The sequence below is a fragment of the Pseudoalteromonas sp. NBT06-2 genome, assembly GCF_002276045.1.
Lineage (GTDB): Bacteria > Pseudomonadota > Gammaproteobacteria > Enterobacterales > Alteromonadaceae > Pseudoalteromonas.
Map to the genome: position 1 here is coordinate 1 of NZ_NQMR01000068.1, position 17,832 is coordinate 17,832.

Annotated in this window: 17 protein-coding genes; 9 read left to right on the forward strand and 8 right to left on the reverse strand. The window is 33.8% G+C overall.

What is annotated here, in order from left to right; translation table 11 throughout:
* Nucleotides 1-222: hypothetical protein (locus CJF42_RS29545; protein ID WP_212668820.1), on the forward strand; the 222-nt coding region annotated here is incomplete at its 5' end.
* 4 nt (nucleotides 223-226) lie between these two features.
* On the opposite strand, the gene CJF42_RS29550 is transcribed toward CJF42_RS29545, so the two are convergent.
* Both CJF42_RS29550 and trhA read right to left on the reverse strand, forming a co-directional pair.
* Entirely contained in the window at nucleotides 227-394 is a 168-nt protein-coding gene (locus CJF42_RS29550; protein ID WP_095367240.1) for a helix-turn-helix domain-containing protein, read from the reverse strand.
* Between the two features lie 148 nt (nucleotides 395-542).
* Nucleotides 543-1,178 (reverse strand): PAQR family membrane homeostasis protein TrhA, encoded by a 636-nt coding sequence (gene trhA, locus CJF42_RS13765; protein WP_095367241.1) that lies wholly within the window; start codon nucleotides 1,176-1,178, stop codon nucleotides 543-545.
* A 340-nt stretch (nucleotides 1,179-1,518) separates the two neighbouring features.
* Here trhA and CJF42_RS13770 point away from each other — a divergent pair, with 340 nt between their 5' ends.
* Complete coding sequence (locus CJF42_RS13770) at nucleotides 1,519-2,223, forward strand: helix-turn-helix transcriptional regulator (protein WP_095367242.1); 705 nt, start codon at nucleotides 1,519-1,521, stop codon at nucleotides 2,221-2,223.
* A 56-nt stretch (nucleotides 2,224-2,279) separates the two neighbouring features.
* Here the strand turns inward: CJF42_RS13770 and CJF42_RS13775 are convergent, their stop codons facing one another.
* From CJF42_RS13775 to CJF42_RS13795, 5 genes are read right to left on the reverse strand one after another with little or no spacing between them, the layout of a single operon-like run.
* On the reverse strand, nucleotides 2,280-3,086 hold the full coding sequence (locus CJF42_RS13775) for a CsgG/HfaB family protein (RefSeq protein WP_095367243.1): 807 nt from the start codon (nucleotides 3,084-3,086) through the stop codon (nucleotides 2,280-2,282).
* Nucleotides 3,087-3,088: 2 nt separating this feature from the next.
* Nucleotides 3,089-3,538 carry a curli assembly protein CsgF gene (locus CJF42_RS13780; protein ID WP_095367244.1) on the reverse strand — a complete coding sequence of 150 codons (450 nt, stop codon included), beginning with the start codon at nucleotides 3,536-3,538 and terminating at the stop codon, nucleotides 3,089-3,091.
* Nucleotides 3,532-3,912, reverse strand: a complete 381-nt coding sequence (locus CJF42_RS13785; RefSeq protein WP_095367245.1) for a CsgE family curli-type amyloid fiber assembly protein — start codon at nucleotides 3,910-3,912, stop codon at nucleotides 3,532-3,534. The genes CJF42_RS13780 and CJF42_RS13785 overlap by 7 nt, the downstream gene beginning before the upstream one ends.
* 40 nt (nucleotides 3,913-3,952) lie before the next feature.
* Nucleotides 3,953-5,404 carry a curlin gene (locus CJF42_RS13790; protein ID WP_095367246.1) on the reverse strand — a complete coding sequence of 484 codons (1,452 nt, stop codon included), beginning with the start codon at nucleotides 5,402-5,404 and terminating at the stop codon, nucleotides 3,953-3,955.
* 20 nt (nucleotides 5,405-5,424) lie between these two features.
* Nucleotides 5,425-5,916 (reverse strand): curlin subunit CsgB, encoded by a 492-nt coding sequence (locus CJF42_RS13795; RefSeq protein WP_095367247.1) that lies wholly within the window; start codon nucleotides 5,914-5,916, stop codon nucleotides 5,425-5,427.
* A 394-nt stretch (nucleotides 5,917-6,310) separates the two neighbouring features.
* Here CJF42_RS13795 and CJF42_RS13800 point away from each other — a divergent pair, with 394 nt between their 5' ends.
* The 6 genes from CJF42_RS13800 (at nucleotide 6,311) to CJF42_RS13825 (ending at nucleotide 13,800) form a co-directional block, all read left to right on the forward strand.
* Entirely contained in the window at nucleotides 6,311-8,806 is a 2,496-nt protein-coding gene (locus tag CJF42_RS13800) for a S8 family serine peptidase (RefSeq protein ID WP_095367248.1), read from the forward strand.
* A gap of 174 nt (nucleotides 8,807-8,980) precedes the next feature.
* On the forward strand, nucleotides 8,981-9,892 hold the full coding sequence (gene kynA, locus CJF42_RS13805) for a tryptophan 2,3-dioxygenase (protein WP_252097611.1): 912 nt from the start codon (nucleotides 8,981-8,983) through the stop codon (nucleotides 9,890-9,892).
* 41 nt (nucleotides 9,893-9,933) lie between these two features.
* Nucleotides 9,934-10,644 (forward strand): NAD(P)H-flavin reductase, encoded by a 711-nt coding sequence (fre, locus tag CJF42_RS13810; protein WP_095367250.1) that lies wholly within the window; start codon nucleotides 9,934-9,936, stop codon nucleotides 10,642-10,644.
* A gap of 88 nt (nucleotides 10,645-10,732) precedes the next feature.
* Complete coding sequence (locus CJF42_RS13815; RefSeq protein WP_095367251.1) at nucleotides 10,733-11,956, forward strand: LLM class flavin-dependent oxidoreductase; 1,224 nt, start codon at nucleotides 10,733-10,735, stop codon at nucleotides 11,954-11,956.
* A 1-nt stretch (nucleotide 11,957) separates the two neighbouring features.
* Entirely contained in the window at nucleotides 11,958-12,887 is a 930-nt protein-coding gene (locus CJF42_RS13820) for an asparaginase (RefSeq protein WP_095367252.1), read from the forward strand.
* Nucleotides 12,874-13,800, forward strand: coding sequence for a LysR family transcriptional regulator (locus tag CJF42_RS13825; RefSeq protein ID WP_170940610.1), 927 nt, complete (start codon nucleotides 12,874-12,876; stop codon nucleotides 13,798-13,800). The genes CJF42_RS13820 and CJF42_RS13825 overlap by 14 nt, the downstream gene beginning before the upstream one ends.
* Nucleotides 13,801-13,843: 43 nt before the next feature.
* Here the strand turns inward: CJF42_RS13825 and CJF42_RS13830 are convergent, their stop codons facing one another.
* Nucleotides 13,844-14,722, reverse strand: coding sequence for an alpha/beta hydrolase (locus CJF42_RS13830; RefSeq protein ID WP_095367254.1), 879 nt, complete (start codon nucleotides 14,720-14,722; stop codon nucleotides 13,844-13,846).
* 266 nt (nucleotides 14,723-14,988) lie between these two features.
* Here CJF42_RS13830 and CJF42_RS13835 point away from each other — a divergent pair, with 266 nt between their 5' ends.
* Nucleotides 14,989-17,487, forward strand: a complete 2,499-nt coding sequence (locus tag CJF42_RS13835; protein WP_095367255.1) for an EAL domain-containing protein — start codon at nucleotides 14,989-14,991, stop codon at nucleotides 17,485-17,487.
* Nucleotides 17,488-17,832: the final 345 nt, after the last annotated feature.

A 17,832-nucleotide genomic window follows, 5' to 3' on the forward strand; every position in this document is an offset into this window, starting at 1 on the left:
GCTAAATGTTGCTTCATTACGGCTATATTAATAACTAGAGAAATAAGTGCTTCAGTTGCCCCTGTTGATGGGCTGGCAGCACCAAAATATAGGCCTATTCAAATAGTTGTTGTCTTACTGCTCTTGGTCGAGTTCCTTTTTTTGTCCAAAGCTTTGTCGTTGTATTCTGCTGGCCAAAGCGTGCTTCATCTTGGAACCATACATCAATGTTTTCAAGACTGACATTTCATGGGATCATAACGATCATTTCACTTTCGAATTTTTTAAAAGTCTCTTGTACTTCAACTGATTGTTTGGGGTGTCTTGAACGTGTTGTTATCCAATTAAACCCCATCGACTTTAATAGCTTATAAATAACATTAGGATGATAATTAATGTTAAAATTAGGTTTAATATAAGATGAATACTCTCACCTGTTAACCGTCCCCCAGTCTTTGAATGGCTTTGAGCTTTTATATATATATGCTAAATGCTTTCTTTTCCTGCTCATTTAGGTTATTAGATCATAAAATTATCGGAATTGGTATTAATACGCGATCTTCTTAAACGTAATTTAAAATCATAAAAAAATGTGAACAAGCACCGCCGATGACAAATAAATGCCAGATTGCATGATTAAAAATAATTTTCTTTTGTACATAAAATATAACACCTAAACAATAGATTAATCCGCCTAATACTAATAATGACATTCCTTCACTTGCAAGTGTACCCTTTAGCTGTGGCAATACGGCTAAAGATATAAACCCCATGCCAATGTAACTACAAAGAGATAACCATTTAAAACGATTGCTAAACTTTATTTTAAAAATGATACCTGCCAGTGCGATGAGCCAAATTAATGTTGTCATAGCATAGCCAAGTGGATCATTTAAGGTAACTAACATTAATGGAGTATAAGTTCCGGCTATTAATAAATAAATGGCGCAATGATCTAATAACTTAAATGTTTGTTTTACTTTTTTAGAGCTAAAAGCATGATAAAGCGTAGAAGCTAAAAATAAAATAATAAGGCTTGAACCATAAATACTAAAGCTGATGACTTTTGTTATATTTTGCTGATCAATCGCATTAGTTAATAAAAGAGTTAATCCAGCAACACTGAGTAGCGTCGCTATCCCGTGACTAACTGAATTAGCTATTTCTTCATTAACACTATATGTAGTTGAGTGAGTCATATTTTCTAGTTTATCTCTATGTATAACAAAAAGTAGTAGCTATTATATTTTAGTGTACAAGTGTACGCTCAAATTAAATCAAAGGAAAGTTGAATATAAAGTTTAAGAAAAGACTAAATAAAACTAACTGCTTAATTAGATAAAAATTTCAAATTAATTAATTAGTTAGTTTTTTTACCTGTATTTTCCCCAATAAAGAATTAATTATCTACTTTGTAATGGTTTTTACTTTTAAGACGGCATTTGATGAAATTAAAGTATAGACACTAAAACCCATAAAAGGTACATTTGTAATCATAAGGTTACATTTAAGTTTATAAAGAATTAATAAAGGAAGTGTATGGGCTCAGAAATGGTAATAAGCACAGCAAATATTCTTACGTCAGACGGCGCTATGCAAAATAACGCTCATAAAGTGGCTTTAGATAGTTTTATCGCCCTAATTAAAACATGTTCTATTGAAGTAACGACACAAAATAAATTTGCGGAACATCAAATCAATGATAATTATGATATCTATTTTATGGATTTATTTTATTGTGATTGGAATGGCAAAATTCCTAGTGATATTTTGAAATTAGCTAAAAAATCGAAAGTTATTTTATTCAACGTGCAAAATGATCAACTATGTGAAAAGCATTTATTGCTGGCTGGTTTTGAGGGGATATTTTATCTTGCTGATAGGCCTGATATTGTATTAAAAGGATTAAATCAATTGAAATATAGTGAACGCTGGTTTAAGCGCTCGTCTATGAATGATGCTTTTTCATACCTACTAAAATTAAATAAAACTTTGATTTTACCAGTTAATCATACTGAAGAAAAAACAATATTTCCGACTTTAACTAAGCGTGAAAATACAATTATTAATTTAGTAACTAAGGGTTCACAAAATCAAGAGATTGCAGACCAGTTGAATATTAGTACTAATACTGTAAAAACTCATATATATAGTATTTTTAGAAAAACTAAGTCAAGAAATCGCATTGAGTTAATTACTTGGTCTTTGCAATCTTCAGATCATCAAGGGTCTGTATTGAATTAATTATTTAAAGTAGCATTAACATGCTACCTTTAATAACATGCTACCTTTAATCTTTGTTATTTATATTGGTTATGATATTGATAAGAAGCAGTGGTATCTTGTGCTTTCCATACTCGCTTATCTAATCCTTTTTTAACTAACTCTGTTATTGCTTTTTCTAACGCTTGTTTTACACATATATGCATTGGTTCGTTGCTTGTGTAGCCTGCTTCGGCTTCGGCTAAACGTTTAAAACTGACATAACGGAAAAAACCAGCTCGTGCTTCAGTGCTTAGCACTGTTTTGCTGGTTGATACAGATACAAGTACTTGTCCTGTTCTGACATCAATCGCACGCATGTATACTGAGATTACATCCTCTCTATATAGTTCAGAGGCACCTATACCGAAGTACTCCGCACCAAATCCACCGGTTTTTGTATTCGAATCGTAACTTATGATACCGCCTTCTAATAAGATTTTAGCTGTTGTCAGAGGTGGTAACTCTGTTTTCCCATTTTTATTTTTGTTAGCTGCGCGTGTGATCTTTCTTTCAGTTAAAATATTCTGCAATCCTTCTCTTTCAACAGGTAAAAACCAATCAGAATCACTTAATGCCTGCATTAAAATTGAAGTTGCGCCTTGAGTTACAGCAGTTGAAAATGAGCTTATATTAGCTTGTGGTTTATATTGGCCAGTTTGATCTCTAAAAGAATAAACGGATACAGGAATAGCACCTTTAGGTTTTGGTAAAGACTTCAGTTCTTTAAAAGTTTCTGACTCTTCAATTTTTATTGCTGTTGCTATATCTGGTGGAACAAGATTACTTAAACTACTACAGGCAGATAATATAAAAGTAAGTGATAGTATTATTATTATTTTCATTTTTACTCCCCATATCTGGGTATTTCGATAACAGTAACTTCACCTGTTACAGTATTTGTTATTTGTACAGTGATGGCATCAGTATTACTTGTAAGTACTAAAATCTCGTAATCACCACTACTAAAAATAGAATCTTCTCCAAATAAGCTACTATCGCCTTCTTCCCCAAAAGCAAGATCTGTAATTTCTCTTACCATTTTACTAATATAAGCACGCTCGAGAGACTCTTGAAACTTTTCAGCGTATGATTTTTTAGTGATTGATGCTTTATGTTTATTTTGTGCACTTGCTTTACCTAATAAAAAGCTGCCATTAAGTGGGTTACCACCAAAACTAGGGTTGATTGGTTTATAAACTAATTCGGATGCTTTTAAGGAAGCTGGAATTAACAGAAGTATTATAAGTAATGTTAAATATACCTGATTGATAATGAATTTTTTCATAACTACCATCCATTTGTTGCTAAGTCAGGGTTGCTTTGACTTAATTGAGATTGTGCCATTGCTTCAATTAAAATTAACACCGCTTGTTCTACACGGTCTTTAATTGGGCTTTGTCGTCTACCAAGGTAGGTCACATATACGTTTTGATTATTTAAAATCACAGTTAAACGCGTACCTGAACGCGGGATTACGACTTCTTTTATGACAACAACATGGCTATTGGTATTTGGCACATCTTGCCATAATTGGCTAAAAGCTGTGAAGAACTCGTGACCTTGGCGGCTTCTTGTATTGTCTAATAACAATCCGCCTATTTCGACTTCACTTGAAAGTAGTGTTGAGGGGTTGAATAGAAATAGTAAAATTAATAATTTATACAGCATAATGATATAAAGGGGATCTCTCCCCTTTTTTAATCCAGTGTTATTGTTGGGTAATAACAGTGCTATTATTATCACCTACTTGGGTAATTGAAACACTACCAGAAGCACTAATTATAGAGCCCTCTACTAAATTACCAAAGCCTGTTTGACTTATATTTAGTGTAATATCAGCGCCACCAATTAACATCGCATCGCCATTGCTACCAGTTACCATATTTGAATCGCCATCTTGTGCAATATCAATACTGTGACCACTGCCTTCAACTAAGATATCTAAAGCATTTAAATCACCGTCTTGAGCAACATTAATAGTATTATCATTGCTATCTAGTATTGTGCTCATATTGATAACAGCATCATTCATATCACCAGCTTGATTAACTGTGATGTCATTGTTATCAGCGGTTAATGCATTATTATCTGCTGATGCTTGTACTACAGCTACATTTTCATCACCAGCTTGAATAACATCAATATCGTTACTATCACCATTAAAATTAACGATATGGCCTTCATTTAAATTACCAGCTTGAGTAATTGCAAAGCTGTTATCGTCACCTAAACCACCAATATATGCCTTATTTTCCATACCTGCTTGAGTAAAGTCGAAAGTATTGTCATCGCCAATTACATCAAATGTTGCAGCATTATCATCACCAGTTTGATTAACTGATACATCATTATCAGTACCTTTGAAAATATTAGAGGTTACTTCGTTATAAGTACCGTCTTGATCAATTTCAATTTCGTTTTTATCGCCATTAACTTCAGCAATGGTGATTTTATTGCGGTCACCATCTTGTACAAAGTCTAATTCGTTTGTATTGCCTTGCAGGTCAGTCACTTGGGTTACATTCCAGTAACCATCTTGCTCTACTTCAATGGTGTTTTCATCACCAACTATATTATCTAAATAAGTTTCATTCCACTGACCAGTTTGAGTCGTTTCAATGGTATTTGCATTACCGTTTAAATTACTATTATATGACCAATGACCACCATCGCCTTGATCCATAGTAATGTCATTATCATTACCTGTTACTGTATTAATTGATTTATTACCTAAACCTAAGTAGCCCTCACCAGCTTGCGTAAGCGTTAGTGTATTTTCACTGCCACTAACAGTTGTTTGTAGTTGGTTATTAACACCATCTTGGCTAATAGTTTGAGTATTACTTTTTCCTTCTGATGCACTAATAGCGATATTATCAGAACCAATCTGAGCTATTTCTGTTGTATTGTTTTCACCATTAACTGTTGCACTAATTCCGTTAAGATCACCTTCTTGTAATAAAGTTACATCATTACCAAAAACAGCACCTGTATCTGATGTTTGCGATAATATAATTACATTGCCAGCTGCATTTGCCATTAATTGTGTTTGTATTGGATTAGCTGTTTTTTTTGTTTCTTTTTCTGTAGCACTTGCTGAATGACTGGCACTTAATGCCACAAGTACAGCAGCTGTAATAATTGATTTTTGTAATTTCACCGTATTCTCCGTTCTAGTTTTTAATATTGTGTAATATTGACTAGCATTTCATTACCAATTTGATGAACAATAAAAGTTTGTTCACCTGTTTGTTTTATGTTGGCGATATTGGTGTCACCTTCTTGAATAACATCTACTAAATTACCGTCACCTTGTTGCAAGAGGTTGACTGTATTATTAGCGCCCGATTGGACTACGTTAGCCTGATTGTGCATACCGTTTTGAATAATGTTTATATCGTTAACCATGTCCGCCGCTTGGTTAACCATTACTGTGTTTTTTATTCCATACTGATTAATAGTTAAGTGTTGAATACTGTTATTAATCGTAACTGCTAAGCTAGTTGTAAGGCTTAATGATAAAGGAGAGTCTTGTAAATCAGTACCTGAAATTAGGTCTTCTGAGTGACAAAAAAATGAACTAATAATAAATAAAGGTGCCGTAAATAAAGCGATATTTAATTGCTTTTTTTGTATTTTACGTTTGTTATTATTTTTATTAATTGCGTTCATTTTTTATCTTCAAGTACTTCAGCTCGCTAAAAATTTTAATGTTTTATTTACACTATGAATATAACCTAAATTTTGTATTTTAATTTTCCCTTTAATTATCAGTCTGTTAGTGTTTTTCTTTGTTTTGCATCAATAATTAACCATAAAAAAGTGTGATATTTGTTTATTTGACTGAATTGAGTTTTGAGTACTAAAAATGTATTAAAAAAACCAGTGGGGAAATAATTACCTACTAAGGAAGTTGTGTTTTTTGGTTTTACTCTAGCAATGTAAAGCTGAATGTGATTAAAGTATAAGAGTTGCTAAATTCCATAAATAAAAGTTTGTAAGTCTTAATGTGAGGGATCTGTTTAATAGTCCGAAAATCCGGACAAAATGACTATGGATTCAAAACATGAAATATAAATTATCAGCGCTAACTTTGGCGTTAATTCCTGCATTAGCTAATGCATCAGTTGAAATCAGTGCATCTAACCAGGAAGCATATAAACATGATTCTTTGATCGTTGTTTATAAAAAAGAAGCGACGGCGTCAAATCGTCGTGCTGTTAGAAATTTAGTCTTAGCTAAAATTTCTGATATCAATAATGATGAGGTAGATGATAAATATCGCAATATTTTAAATGGTCGCATGGCTAATTATGAGTTAGATAAAATGTCGGTTAAAGATGCATTAGCTAAAGTTCGTAAAGATCCGGCTGTTTTATATGCAGAGCCTGATTACATCGTAAAAGCGAATGTGATGCCTGATGACAGTAGTTTTTCTGATTTATGGGGAATGCATAATACTGGACAAACAGGCGGCGTAGATGATGCCGATATAGATGCACCTGAAGCATGGGATATTTCCACTGGTAGTAGCGATATTGTTGTAGGTGTTATTGATACTGGTGTTGATCATTCTCATCCAGATTTGACTGCTAATGCTTGGGTTAACCCAGGTGAAATTGCTGGAGATGGTATCGATAATGATGGCAATGGCTATGTAGATGATATGCATGGTATAAATGCAATCACAAATGCTGGTGATCCTATGGATGACAATGGTCATGGTACACATGTATCCGGTACTATTGGTGCATCAGGTAATAATGGTTTAGGTGTTGTAGGTGTCAATCATCAAGTATCCATTGCGGGTTGTAAATTTTTAGATGCCGCTGGTTCTGGTTCATCATCAGATGCAATTAAGTGTATAGATTACATGGTTGATTTAAAAAATAACGGTGTAAATCTTCGTATTTTAAATAATAGTTGGGGTGGTGGTGGTTTTAGCCAAGCTTTATCTGATGCAATTACTTCATCTGAACAAGCTGATATTTTATTTGTTGCTGCAGCGGGTAATAGCGCAATGGATAATGATGTAAATGATTCTTATCCTTCAGGTTATGAACATGAAAGCATTTTATCTATTGCGAGTACAACTGCAAGCGATACGATGTCAGGTTTTTCGCAATGGGGTTTAACAACTGTTGATATGGGCGCGCCTGGTTCAGCAATATTATCAACGATCCCTGGCGGCGGTTATGATACATTTTCAGGTACATCAATGGCGACACCACATGTAGCTGGTGCGGCTGCGCTTGTATTATCAGTAAATCCAGATTTAACAACGAGTGAGCTAAAAGCGTTATTAATGAATAGTGGTGATGATAATGCGGCATTAACGGGTAAAACAGTTTCAGGTAAGCGCTTAAATGTACATAACGCATTGTTAGATGCAGATCCTACTCCTGGTTTTAAATTATCGGTATCACCTTCAAATGTGAACTTAACCGCTGGTGAAACAGCAACTTATCACTTTGAAGTTGGTTCAATAGCTGAATGGGAAGGTGAAGTTGCACTTACTATGACCGGGACTTTAGATGGAGCAACACTATCAACAACGACAGTTAATCCAGGTGAAAGCTTCCAAGTAACAGTGCCAACTATGGCAGATACACAATGGGGAGCTTATGAATTTGAAGTTACAGCTACAAGTGGAGAGTTAGTTAAATCTAAAAAATTAGGTTTATATGTTAATCCTCAAGGTTTAAATGATTTCACTTATACAAATGAGGTTCCAGCATCCATTCCGGATAATGGACCTGAAGGTGTGTCGTCTATACTGACAATAGCTGATGACTTAACTGTATTTGATTCAAGTACATATTTAAATATTAGCCATACATATATAGCTGATTTAGTTGTTACTTTAACTTCACCAGCGGGTACTACAGCGACTTTACATAATAAAGCCGGTGGAAGTGCTGATGATATTGATCAAAGCTATACTTCTTCAGCATTCAACGGAGAATCTACATTAGGTGATTGGACATTACATATTGTTGATACTTACGCTGAAGATACAGGTAATTTAAATAACTGGTCAGTTTCTTTCTCAGCTTTAGGTGAGGTGGGTCCTGCGGCGCCACATGCAGATTTTGATGCAGCAGTGAACTTCTTAGAAGTTAACTTTACTGATACGAGTTACGATGCAAACAATGATATTGTGAGCTGGAGCTGGAATTTTGGTGATGCAAATACATCAACAGAACAAAACCCTATGCACACATATGCACAAGCAGGTAATTATGATGTCACATTAACAACAACTGATTCAGAAGGCATGAGTGATACTAAAACTATGTCTGTTACTGTATCGGATGTAGCAATTGAGCTTGCAGTAAAACGTGCATATAAGTCGCGTTTAGGTAACTTACGTGTTGATATCACTTTCCAAGGTAGTCCAGCTGAAATGGTTGACGTTTACCGCAATGGTGAAAAGATAGCTACGGTAGCAAATAATGGTATTTACCGTGATAGAGAGCGCCGTGCTGAGGGCTCACAATTTATTTATAAAATTTGTGATGCTTCAAGCGCATGTTCAAATGAAGTTACAGTAAACTTCTAAACTTAAATATATAACGATACATAAAAGCCAGGTTTTCCTGGCTTTTTATATTGTTAATTTAACAATACATGAAATACATTCATTTTTTGAATCAAAATCAAAATATAATATAATTATTCTTATCAGTTAAAGCGCGTTAAACTTAAATATAATAATGCGTGTTGATTTTCATTTATGACAAAAATAAATAAAACAATAATCATCAATACGCCTAAGCTTAAAAATGGAGCGATGATTATGGGTTGTCCATATAATAATAACTCACGACCTATGGAAGATGGCATTCATACGGATTTTAAAGATGATATGTCTTATGGGGACTATCTTAATTTAGCGCCAATATTATCATCACAAAACCCTTTATCGGATCAACATGATGAAATGTTATTTATTATTATTCATCAGGCCAGTGAATTATGGCTCAAACTTGCAGGTCATGAATTAAGTAAAGCGATTCAAAATATTCAAGAAGGTGATTTTGGTCATGCATTTAAAGTCATTTCTCGCGTAAAGCAAATTCTTAACCAACTTACTCAATCTTGGAATATCTTATCTACCTTAACGCCAGTTGATTATCTTAAATTTAGAGATGCATTAGGGCATTCTTCAGGTTTTCAATCATATGGTTACCGTAAGATTGAATTTCTACTAGGCAATAAAAATGCATCTTTATTACAAGTTCATGAAAATGATCCTGTTATCTATCAAGAATTAAAGCAAATTTTACAGCAGCCTAGTCTTTATGATGTAACTATAAAAGTACTTGAAAAAACGGGGTTGAAAATAGCCCATTCGGTACTAGAACGTGACTTTACTCAGCCTTACCAGAAGCATGATTCAGTATTAAAGGCGTGGCTTAATGTATATCAAAATGCTGATGAACATTTTCAATTATATGAGCTTGCCGAAAAATTAGTTGATATTGAAGATAGTTTTCAACAATGGCGGTTTAAGCATATGTATACGGTACAGAGAATCATAGGAAATAAAGCCGGAACGGGTGGTTCTTCGGGTGTTGCTTTTTTAAAGCAAGCGTTAGATATCAGTTTTTTCCCAGAGCTATTTGAATTACGTACGCATTTGTAATTTTGATTAACACCTTTGCATATCGCTAGAGGGGTATAATAATGCAAGCATTAAAAGCTAATATTGCCGAGATCAGTCCTTTGACTGAATTTGTATTTAAAGTCGCACTAAAACCTGAGCAACCAGCTAAGTTTTCTGCTGGTCAATATCTGAAATTGGTACTAAATAAAAATGATAAACGTGCATTTTCTATTGCAAGTCGACCAAGCCAATTAGATTTACTGGAATTGCATATAGGTGTTTCAGCTGCTGACTCATATGCCCAACAGTCTTTAGATTATTTAATTAGTCATCAAAATAGCAATTCACAAGTAGAGTTAGAAGTGGGGTTGGGTCATTCATACTTGCAAGAAAATAGCAATCGACCAATTATTTTATTGGCTGGTGGCACGGGGTTTTCATATGTAAAATCTATGGCGGATCATTTAACTGAAGTAGAATGTGATCGTCCGGTATTTCTTTACTGGGGCGTAAAAGATATTTCAGATCTTTACGCTTTGAAAGAAATGCAAAATTGGGCTAATTCAAGTGATAATTTCAATTTTATTCCCGTTGTAGAGCAAGCTAAAACAGATTGGCAAGGTGCAACTGGTTTTGTTCATCAAGCCGTTATGAAAGATATCATTTCGCTTGAATCTTACGATATCTATATGGCTGGACGTTTTGACATGATAGGTATTGTAAGAGATGATTTCATCAAAAAAGGTGCATCAATAGAGCATATGTATGCAGATGCTTTTGCATTTATTTAATACTTTTAAATATTAAAATTAATGATTTTTGTCACGTGAATTCAAGGTTTTAGTTTTTGATTGGTGATTTTTAAGTAAGGAAGACATAATGAAATTTGATATTTTTTTCTCTCTTTGTCAGTCTGAGGTTGATGACTTTATCCCAACAGAAAAGCAAATGTTGTATAGCTTTTTTGATCAAGTGAAGCTAGCTGATACTTTAGGGTTTGAGACAGCTTGGATAGCGGAATCTCACTTCTCAGTACAAGTGCAAAAAGCAAACCCGAATGCCGTTGTGCCTAATTTTAAAGGTGAAATAGGGCTTAACTCTGATATTTTTCAATTAGCGCACCGTATTTTTTCATGCACAAAAAATATTAATGTCGGTTCTGCAATTATGAATCTGCTGTCAAGTGGTGGGCCCATCGCCAAGGCGGAAGCTGCAAAATTTTTTATGGCTTTACATGCATTAGATCCACAAGAAAAACGTAAGCTATTTTTAGGTTTTGCCTCAGGTCGCTTTCCTTATCAATCAGCTCCTTTTGGAATTCACCCGAGAAATGAGTTTGAAAAAGCTATCTGGCCGAGTTTAAAAGGTAAAATATTTTTACAAGGTATGGAAATATTTTTGCGTTTACTTAAAGGTGAAATAATAGGGTTTGAAAATATAAAACCAATAGTATTAACTTCTAATGATTTCCGTACGCAAGACGAATGGCAAACGGCACTAAACTTAGATATTAATGTTGATAAAAGTGAAAATGAGATCGATATACCTGCTTTTTGGCAGTTTGATAAGTTAGGCATAGTACCACAAGATATTGATTTTAAATTATTGCAATTGGTAATTGGTAGTCATGATCCGCAAGCGCAAAAGTTAGCAAATGAAATTTTGCCTTGCTCTGTATTTAACCTTTCAATTACATCAAATAAAGTTATCGAAAAAACACATGAAAATATGAATAATTGGTACCACAGTGATGGCGGTCAATGGCAACGAGATATGATGCCACGTACTAGTATGATATTTATAAATAATGATGAAGATGCAAGTGAAAATGAAAAGTGTTTAAGAGCAAAACAACAGGCTGAAAAAGCACTTTCTTCATTTTGGTTAGCAATGGAAGGCACCATAGATAAAAACAAAATAGAATCAGCGGTTAGCAATGCTTTATGCGGTAGTCCAACAGAAATTATTCAGCAAATGCGAGCTCGTTTTCATCCTGATGATAAGGTTATGTTATGGTTCGATTTTAATAATCACGATAATGACAATGTTAAAAATAGCATGAGATTGGTTGAAAAACATGTATTGCCAGTATTAAGGAGTTAATATGAGTTCACAATTTGATGTCTTGCTTGAGAGAAAAAGAGCAAACATAGCAGAGATTTTAGTGCATGGCTCGCTGTGCTGGGTGCATGGTAATGACGTTATTCATAATATTGGTGGAGATCCGCTTATTTATGGCCGCTCATTAATGAAGCCATTTCAAATGAAAGTCTTTAAAAGTGAGTTAAATGATTTAAAGCTTGAACAACAAGCAATTTCAGTAGCATCACATAGCGGTACGCAAAAACATATCGAAATGGCGCAAAGCTTATTGAATAAAAGTGATTGGCATAAATTACAAACACCAATATCAAGTGCCTTAGGTGGTAACTCAGATGAGAAAAGCCGATGGCATCATCCATGCTCAGGTAAACATGCGGGTATTATTTTAGGCTGTATTAAAAAAGGCTGGCCAACAGATGATTACCTTAGCCAAAATCATGCTTATCACAAAAGTTTTATGTATCAACTTGAGTTGGCTATGGGAGAAAAGCAAGAGGGCTTAGTTGCATGTCCTGATGGTTGTGGTTTGCCAACCTTAAATCATTATCTATCTGATTTAGCTAAAAGTTTTTCTTATTTAGCTAAAGAATCTAACAATGATTGGATATGGTCAGCAATGACCACACATTCTTGGTATATTGGTGGTGATGGCCGTATGGATAGTGAGATAATGCAAGCCTGTGCAGGTAAAGTATTAGCGAAAGAAGGGGCTGATGGTTTACTTGGCTTAGCTATTAAAGATGAACATTATCCCGATGGACTGGGTATTGTATTGAAAATAGCACATGGTAGAGATGAGCAATCGATGAAGCTCATTGCACAGAGTATTATTGATTATCTTGGATTTGAGTGGTATGTAGAAGAAACAAATTCAGAGCAAGTTGCTCATGTAAAAAATGGCGTACTACCTAATAAAAATGCATATAAATAAGACTCAGCTCAATATCAATCATTTAAAAATGATATGTACTATAGCTCAATCTTCAACTGTAAAACAAGCAGCTGAAATTTTGTTTATAACGCAACCAGCATTAACTAATAGGCTAAGAGAAGCTGAGCGGCGACTCAATACTCATTTATTTGTGAGAAATGGCCGCAAACTTATAATAACCAGTGCAGGTAAGCGATTATTACATTCAGCAGAGAAAATTTTACAGGAATTAGAAAGAGTAGAGTATGATATTTCGTTACTCGTAGATGGAATAGAGCAAGTTTTACGTATTGGTTTGCCCCATTATGCATCGTTTAAATGGTTACCTTTTGTGATGAGAGCCTTTAATAAAGAATATCCAAATATTGAATTGGAGATTATTGCAGATGCGGCTCAAGAGCCGATGACTATGTTATTCCAGGGAAAAATTGATATTGCAATGATCTCTAGTGCTAATAAGTTACTGGATTTAGATAGCGAGACTTATGGCACTTGCTGTATTTTACAAGATGAGCTTTTGGCTTGCTTATCAAAAAAACATAAAAAATCAAACCAAGTAAACTTTGATGCAGATGAATTTAAAGATGAAGTTTATATCACAAATTCGACTGTACCTGAAAGATCTCGTGAATATGAGCTGTTTTTTAAGCCTTATCATGTTTTACCCAAAAAAGTACTTCAAGTTGGCTTTAATGAAGCGATCATGGAATTGGTAAAAGCCAATATGGGCATGACTATTATGCCAAAAAGATGGCTCGACTCTAGTATTAATAATAAAGAGATCCATACGGCTAAATTAGGAGAAGCAGGCTTAAATATTTATTGGCATTTAGTTTATTTAAAGAAAGATAAAATAAATGAACCCGCTAATTTATTAACTCAGGTACTTAAAAAAAATTCACTATTAATTTAGTGATCCCGAGTGCAGCTGCGTTAAAATAAGTTTAGGTTAAGTTTCATAAATTCATTTGACGAAACACTTGATTACTTAACCAACTGTTGGAGTCTGCTAAGTCCAAAATAACATCAAAATGATTACGGTTATGGATTTCTTTGCATGAAACTTCAATGCCCGCTCGACCTAACACCATAAGTATTTCACTTGTTTGCCTTTTAAATTCAGATGTTTCTTGTTCACCAAATGCGAAAATAATAGGGCAGTTGTTGACTAAAGTTTTATTGTTCGGGCTATTTTGTTCAATTTCTAAAGGTGTTAATTTTAAAGTGTCATTGATGTAAGTTAAAGCTATCGGTATAAGATCATAAATACCACTTACCGCACAAACCCCTTTAATTAGTTGGTTATTTTTTATTTTGTCGCATTGAATATAGTCAGACCAATTCGTTTGTAGCATCATCATCGCTAAATGGGCGCCAGCAGAGCTGCCTGAGATATAAATTTCATCGGCATCAAAGCCTAATTGTGTTGCATGTGAATATAACCAAGCAATCGCTTTTCTATTTTGCTCTACTATCTCAGTTAAATTAGCATTAGGCGCTAAACTATAATTAATGGCAGCAAAATAACATCCTTTTTGTTGAAAATTACTAGCTGCAAAAGAAGATTCATTTTTTGACAATGCTTGCCAATAACCACCATGTATATATATGTGTAACTTTTTAGTATTGCCTTGAGTTGGTAGGTACAAGTCAATTAATTCATCTTGGCTTTTACCGTAATGTAAATCAGCTTCTAAAGCTTGTTCTCGCTTGGCTTTTTCAAGAGCCACTTTGCTTTGTAATATATATTTATCAATATAAATATTGATGTCATTAATACAACTACTGGGTGAATACTCTCGCTCTAAGTTAGCTAAATCAAAGTTTTTATACATAGTTATTCACTTATGAAGATAATTTATGATTTTGTTAATATTATATCCTGATTTCTATTTATTATAATTAATTTATTCGATGTATAAGTCTTTAAAAATTCAACTGATAAATCAATCATTATTTATAAATAACATTTGTTTTAAAACAGCTAGTTGAAGTAAGTCAAAAGCTTTTATTGAAAGGCTTTAAAATAAACTTGTAACTAAAATATGCCATGTTAACATGCTTGACATCTTTTATTTTTTAACCTCTTAGGTTTCATAATATGCCTACCAGCCTGAAGATATTATTAGTACATTCAAATGCTAAATCTCGAGAAAAAATTGTAGCGTTTTTAAATAATAATAGTGAGCATCAAATTATTGAAGCTTATGATGGTAAATGTGCGGCAAGCTTGTTGAAAACAGAGAATATTTCATGTGTTATTAGTGATATTGAAATTGGTCAACTAGATGGTTGGCGATTAGTTAGAATGGTACGTTCAGGGGTTTTTAATTGCAAAGCGTTAACCCCTTTTATTATGTTAGCTTCGACTTGGTGTGAACGCATCGCAGAAACAACTGCGAAGGAGTTTGGTATTAATGCTATTTTACCATATGAGAAATATGAACAAATTCCTCAATTAATCACGTTACATCACATTAAAGAAATCAATTTAATTCAAAATAAAATATTGGTTATCGAAGATGCTGAAGATACAGCTGATTTGGTTAATCGTATGCTGCGTCATAAATATAGTGTTGAAATAGCAAGTGACGGTAAACAAGGTTTATCGAAATGGCAAGCAGGTGAATATGAGATTGTATTGCTAGATATTATGCTACCAGGTATATCTGGAACAGAAGTATTAGATGAAATTTTAAAGAAAAAACCAGAGCAAACAGTGGTAATAATGACGGCGCATGGTTCGATGGATCTTGCTGAGGAACTGATTTTTAAAGGTGCATGTGATTTTATTAGTAAACCTTTCAGAGCTGAACAGCTGAGAAAGGTAATAGATATTGCAGCGAGAAGAGATGACTTTTTAGTTAGTAATGCACAATTTGCGCAAACCATAACAACATTAAAAGATAATGAAATAGCTAAAAACTCACTCGCTATGGCGCACCAAAGGCTACTTGATAATTTAACAACGAGTGTGTTGGAGTTGGATGAAAGCGGCAAAATATGTTTTGTAAATCAATCTTGGTTTAATTTAACAGGCTACTCGACTGAACAAACTTTAAATGTATGTTTATCACAATTTTTAAGTGACACAGGCTCGATTAATAATACACGCTATAAAAATGTAATGGCTAAGTTGATTAATGGGGAGTTAGAAAAAGAAAAACTAGAATTAAAGTTAAAACACAGGCATGAAGACGAACATTGGATTGAAGCTCGTTTTAATCGTATTCCGAATCAAAATAAAGTCGCTATTTCAGTGACTATTGATGATATTACCTCAAGAAAAATAGCTGAAGATAAGTTAGCTTATCAAGCACTTCATGACCCTTTAACACAATTATATAACCGGCATTATTTTGATCAAAAGCTGAGTGAGTTTTCGTTATTAGCACAAAGGCAAGAGCAAGAACATGGGCTATTATATTTAGATTTAGATCATTTTAAATCGATCAATGACACTCAGGGACACGGCCAAGGTGATTTAGTTTTAACTGACATATCAGAACAATTGACAAACAAACTACGAAAAACAGATATTTTATGCCGTATTGGTGGAGATGAATTTGCTATTTTACTGCCATATACCGATATAGTATCAGCAAGAAAAATAGCTGATTTCATTTGTAAAGATGTTGCATCAGGTCATTTTTATTTTGAAGATCAGATTTATAAGGTGACTTGTAGTGTTGGCATGAGCATGATTGATGGCAAGGAAAAAAATGCTCAAACATATTTACAACGTGCAGATATCGCATTATATGTAGCAAAAGGGCAAGGCAGAAACCAAGTACATTGTTTTACAGCGGATGATAAAGAAAGTGATGAATTTAGAAGTAATATGCGGTGGATTCATATTTTACATCATGCTCTAGAAAATGATCATTTAGAAATGCACTATCAACCTGTCATTAATATAAAAACAAATGATATTGCTTATTATGAAGCCTTAGTGCGGTTGACAGTTGAAGGTAAACTTATTTATCCCAATGAATTTATACCGACTTTAGAAAAATTTGATGATATGAACTTATTGGATCATCATGTGGTAGATTGCGCGTTAAAAGACCTTGCCAACTATCCAGAACTAAAAAAAATAGCAATTAACCTATCTGCGTACGCATTTAGAGATAAACGTTTATTACCATTGGTTGAAAGCTCTTTAAAAGCTTATAGTATTGAACCAAAAAGCGTTATTTTTGAATTGACAGAAAGTGCTTCCTTATCAAATTTAAGTGCGACACAAAATATGATATCTCAGTTATCAAAACTAGGTTGTGATTTTTCAATTGATGATTTTGGTACTGGATTTAGTACTTTTTCTTATCTTAAAAACTTACCCGCCGACACAGTTAAAATTGATGGATCTTTTGTAAAAGAGATGGTTCACGATAAGATCGATTTAGCGTTAGTTAAAGCAATATGTGAAGTTGCTAAAGCGTTAAATAAAAAAACGGTGGCTGAATTTGTTGAGAATAAAGAAATTTTGAATCTATTAAAAGAAATCGATGTTGATTTCGCACAAGGTTTTTATATCGGGAAGCCCAAGCCATTAAATATATTATTTCCTATAAGAAAAAAGAATTTATCACTCGATTGATAATTATAAAATAGCTATTATTTTACCCATGTTACTTCAAAATGCATATTTCAGAGCTATCTGAGCGAGCCCAATTCAAGGCGTATTGATGCAGGAATAGGCACCTTTGGAGCCAATGATAAAATGGGTTTGCTCAAAAGCGCCGTCTCGGCGAGTTTAAACAGGGTTTATGCTGCGTTATTAATTTTAATAAGGGAGCAACCATTATCTTCAATTAATATCTTACCTAAATCCTGTTTAATTCTCGCTGAAATCGAGAATTTTTAGGTATCATGGGTATAGACTCTGCTTGTGATTTTTAATTATTAACCTTTACTTCTGAGTATCAGCATGTCGCTGATATTT

Excerpts from the sequence above, each read along its gene's own strand:
- CJF42_RS13795 (WP_095367247.1), bottom strand. The coding sequence starts at position 5,916 with ATGAACGCAATTAATAAAAATAATAACAAACGTAAAATACAAAAAAAG.
- CJF42_RS13775 (WP_095367243.1), bottom strand. The coding sequence starts at position 3,086 with ATGAAAATAATAATAATACTATCACTTACTTTTATATTATCTGCCTGT.
- CJF42_RS13835 (WP_095367255.1), top strand. The coding sequence starts at position 14,989 with ATGCCTACCAGCCTGAAGATATTATTAGTACATTCAAATGCTAAATCT.
- kynA (WP_252097611.1), top strand. The coding sequence starts at position 8,981 with ATGACAAAAATAAATAAAACAATAATCATCAATACGCCTAAGCTTAAA.
- CJF42_RS13815 (WP_095367251.1), top strand. The coding sequence starts at position 10,733 with ATGAAATTTGATATTTTTTTCTCTCTTTGTCAGTCTGAGGTTGATGAC.
- CJF42_RS13800 (WP_095367248.1), top strand. The coding sequence starts at position 6,311 with ATGAAATATAAATTATCAGCGCTAACTTTGGCGTTAATTCCTGCATTA.
- CJF42_RS13780 (WP_095367244.1), bottom strand. The coding sequence starts at position 3,538 with ATGGTAGTTATGAAAAAATTCATTATCAATCAGGTATATTTAACATTA.
- CJF42_RS13785 (WP_095367245.1), bottom strand. The coding sequence starts at position 3,912 with ATGCTGTATAAATTATTAATTTTACTATTTCTATTCAACCCCTCAACA.
- CJF42_RS13830 (WP_095367254.1), bottom strand. The coding sequence starts at position 14,722 with ATGTATAAAAACTTTGATTTAGCTAACTTAGAGCGAGAGTATTCACCC.
- CJF42_RS13825 (WP_170940610.1), top strand. The coding sequence starts at position 12,874 with ATGCATATAAATAAGACTCAGCTCAATATCAATCATTTAAAAATGATA.
- CJF42_RS13770 (WP_095367242.1), top strand. The coding sequence starts at position 1,519 with ATGGGCTCAGAAATGGTAATAAGCACAGCAAATATTCTTACGTCAGAC.
- trhA (WP_095367241.1), bottom strand. The coding sequence starts at position 1,178 with ATGACTCACTCAACTACATATAGTGTTAATGAAGAAATAGCTAATTCA.
- fre (WP_095367250.1), top strand. The coding sequence starts at position 9,934 with ATGCAAGCATTAAAAGCTAATATTGCCGAGATCAGTCCTTTGACTGAA.
- CJF42_RS13820 (WP_095367252.1), top strand. The coding sequence starts at position 11,958 with ATGAGTTCACAATTTGATGTCTTGCTTGAGAGAAAAAGAGCAAACATA.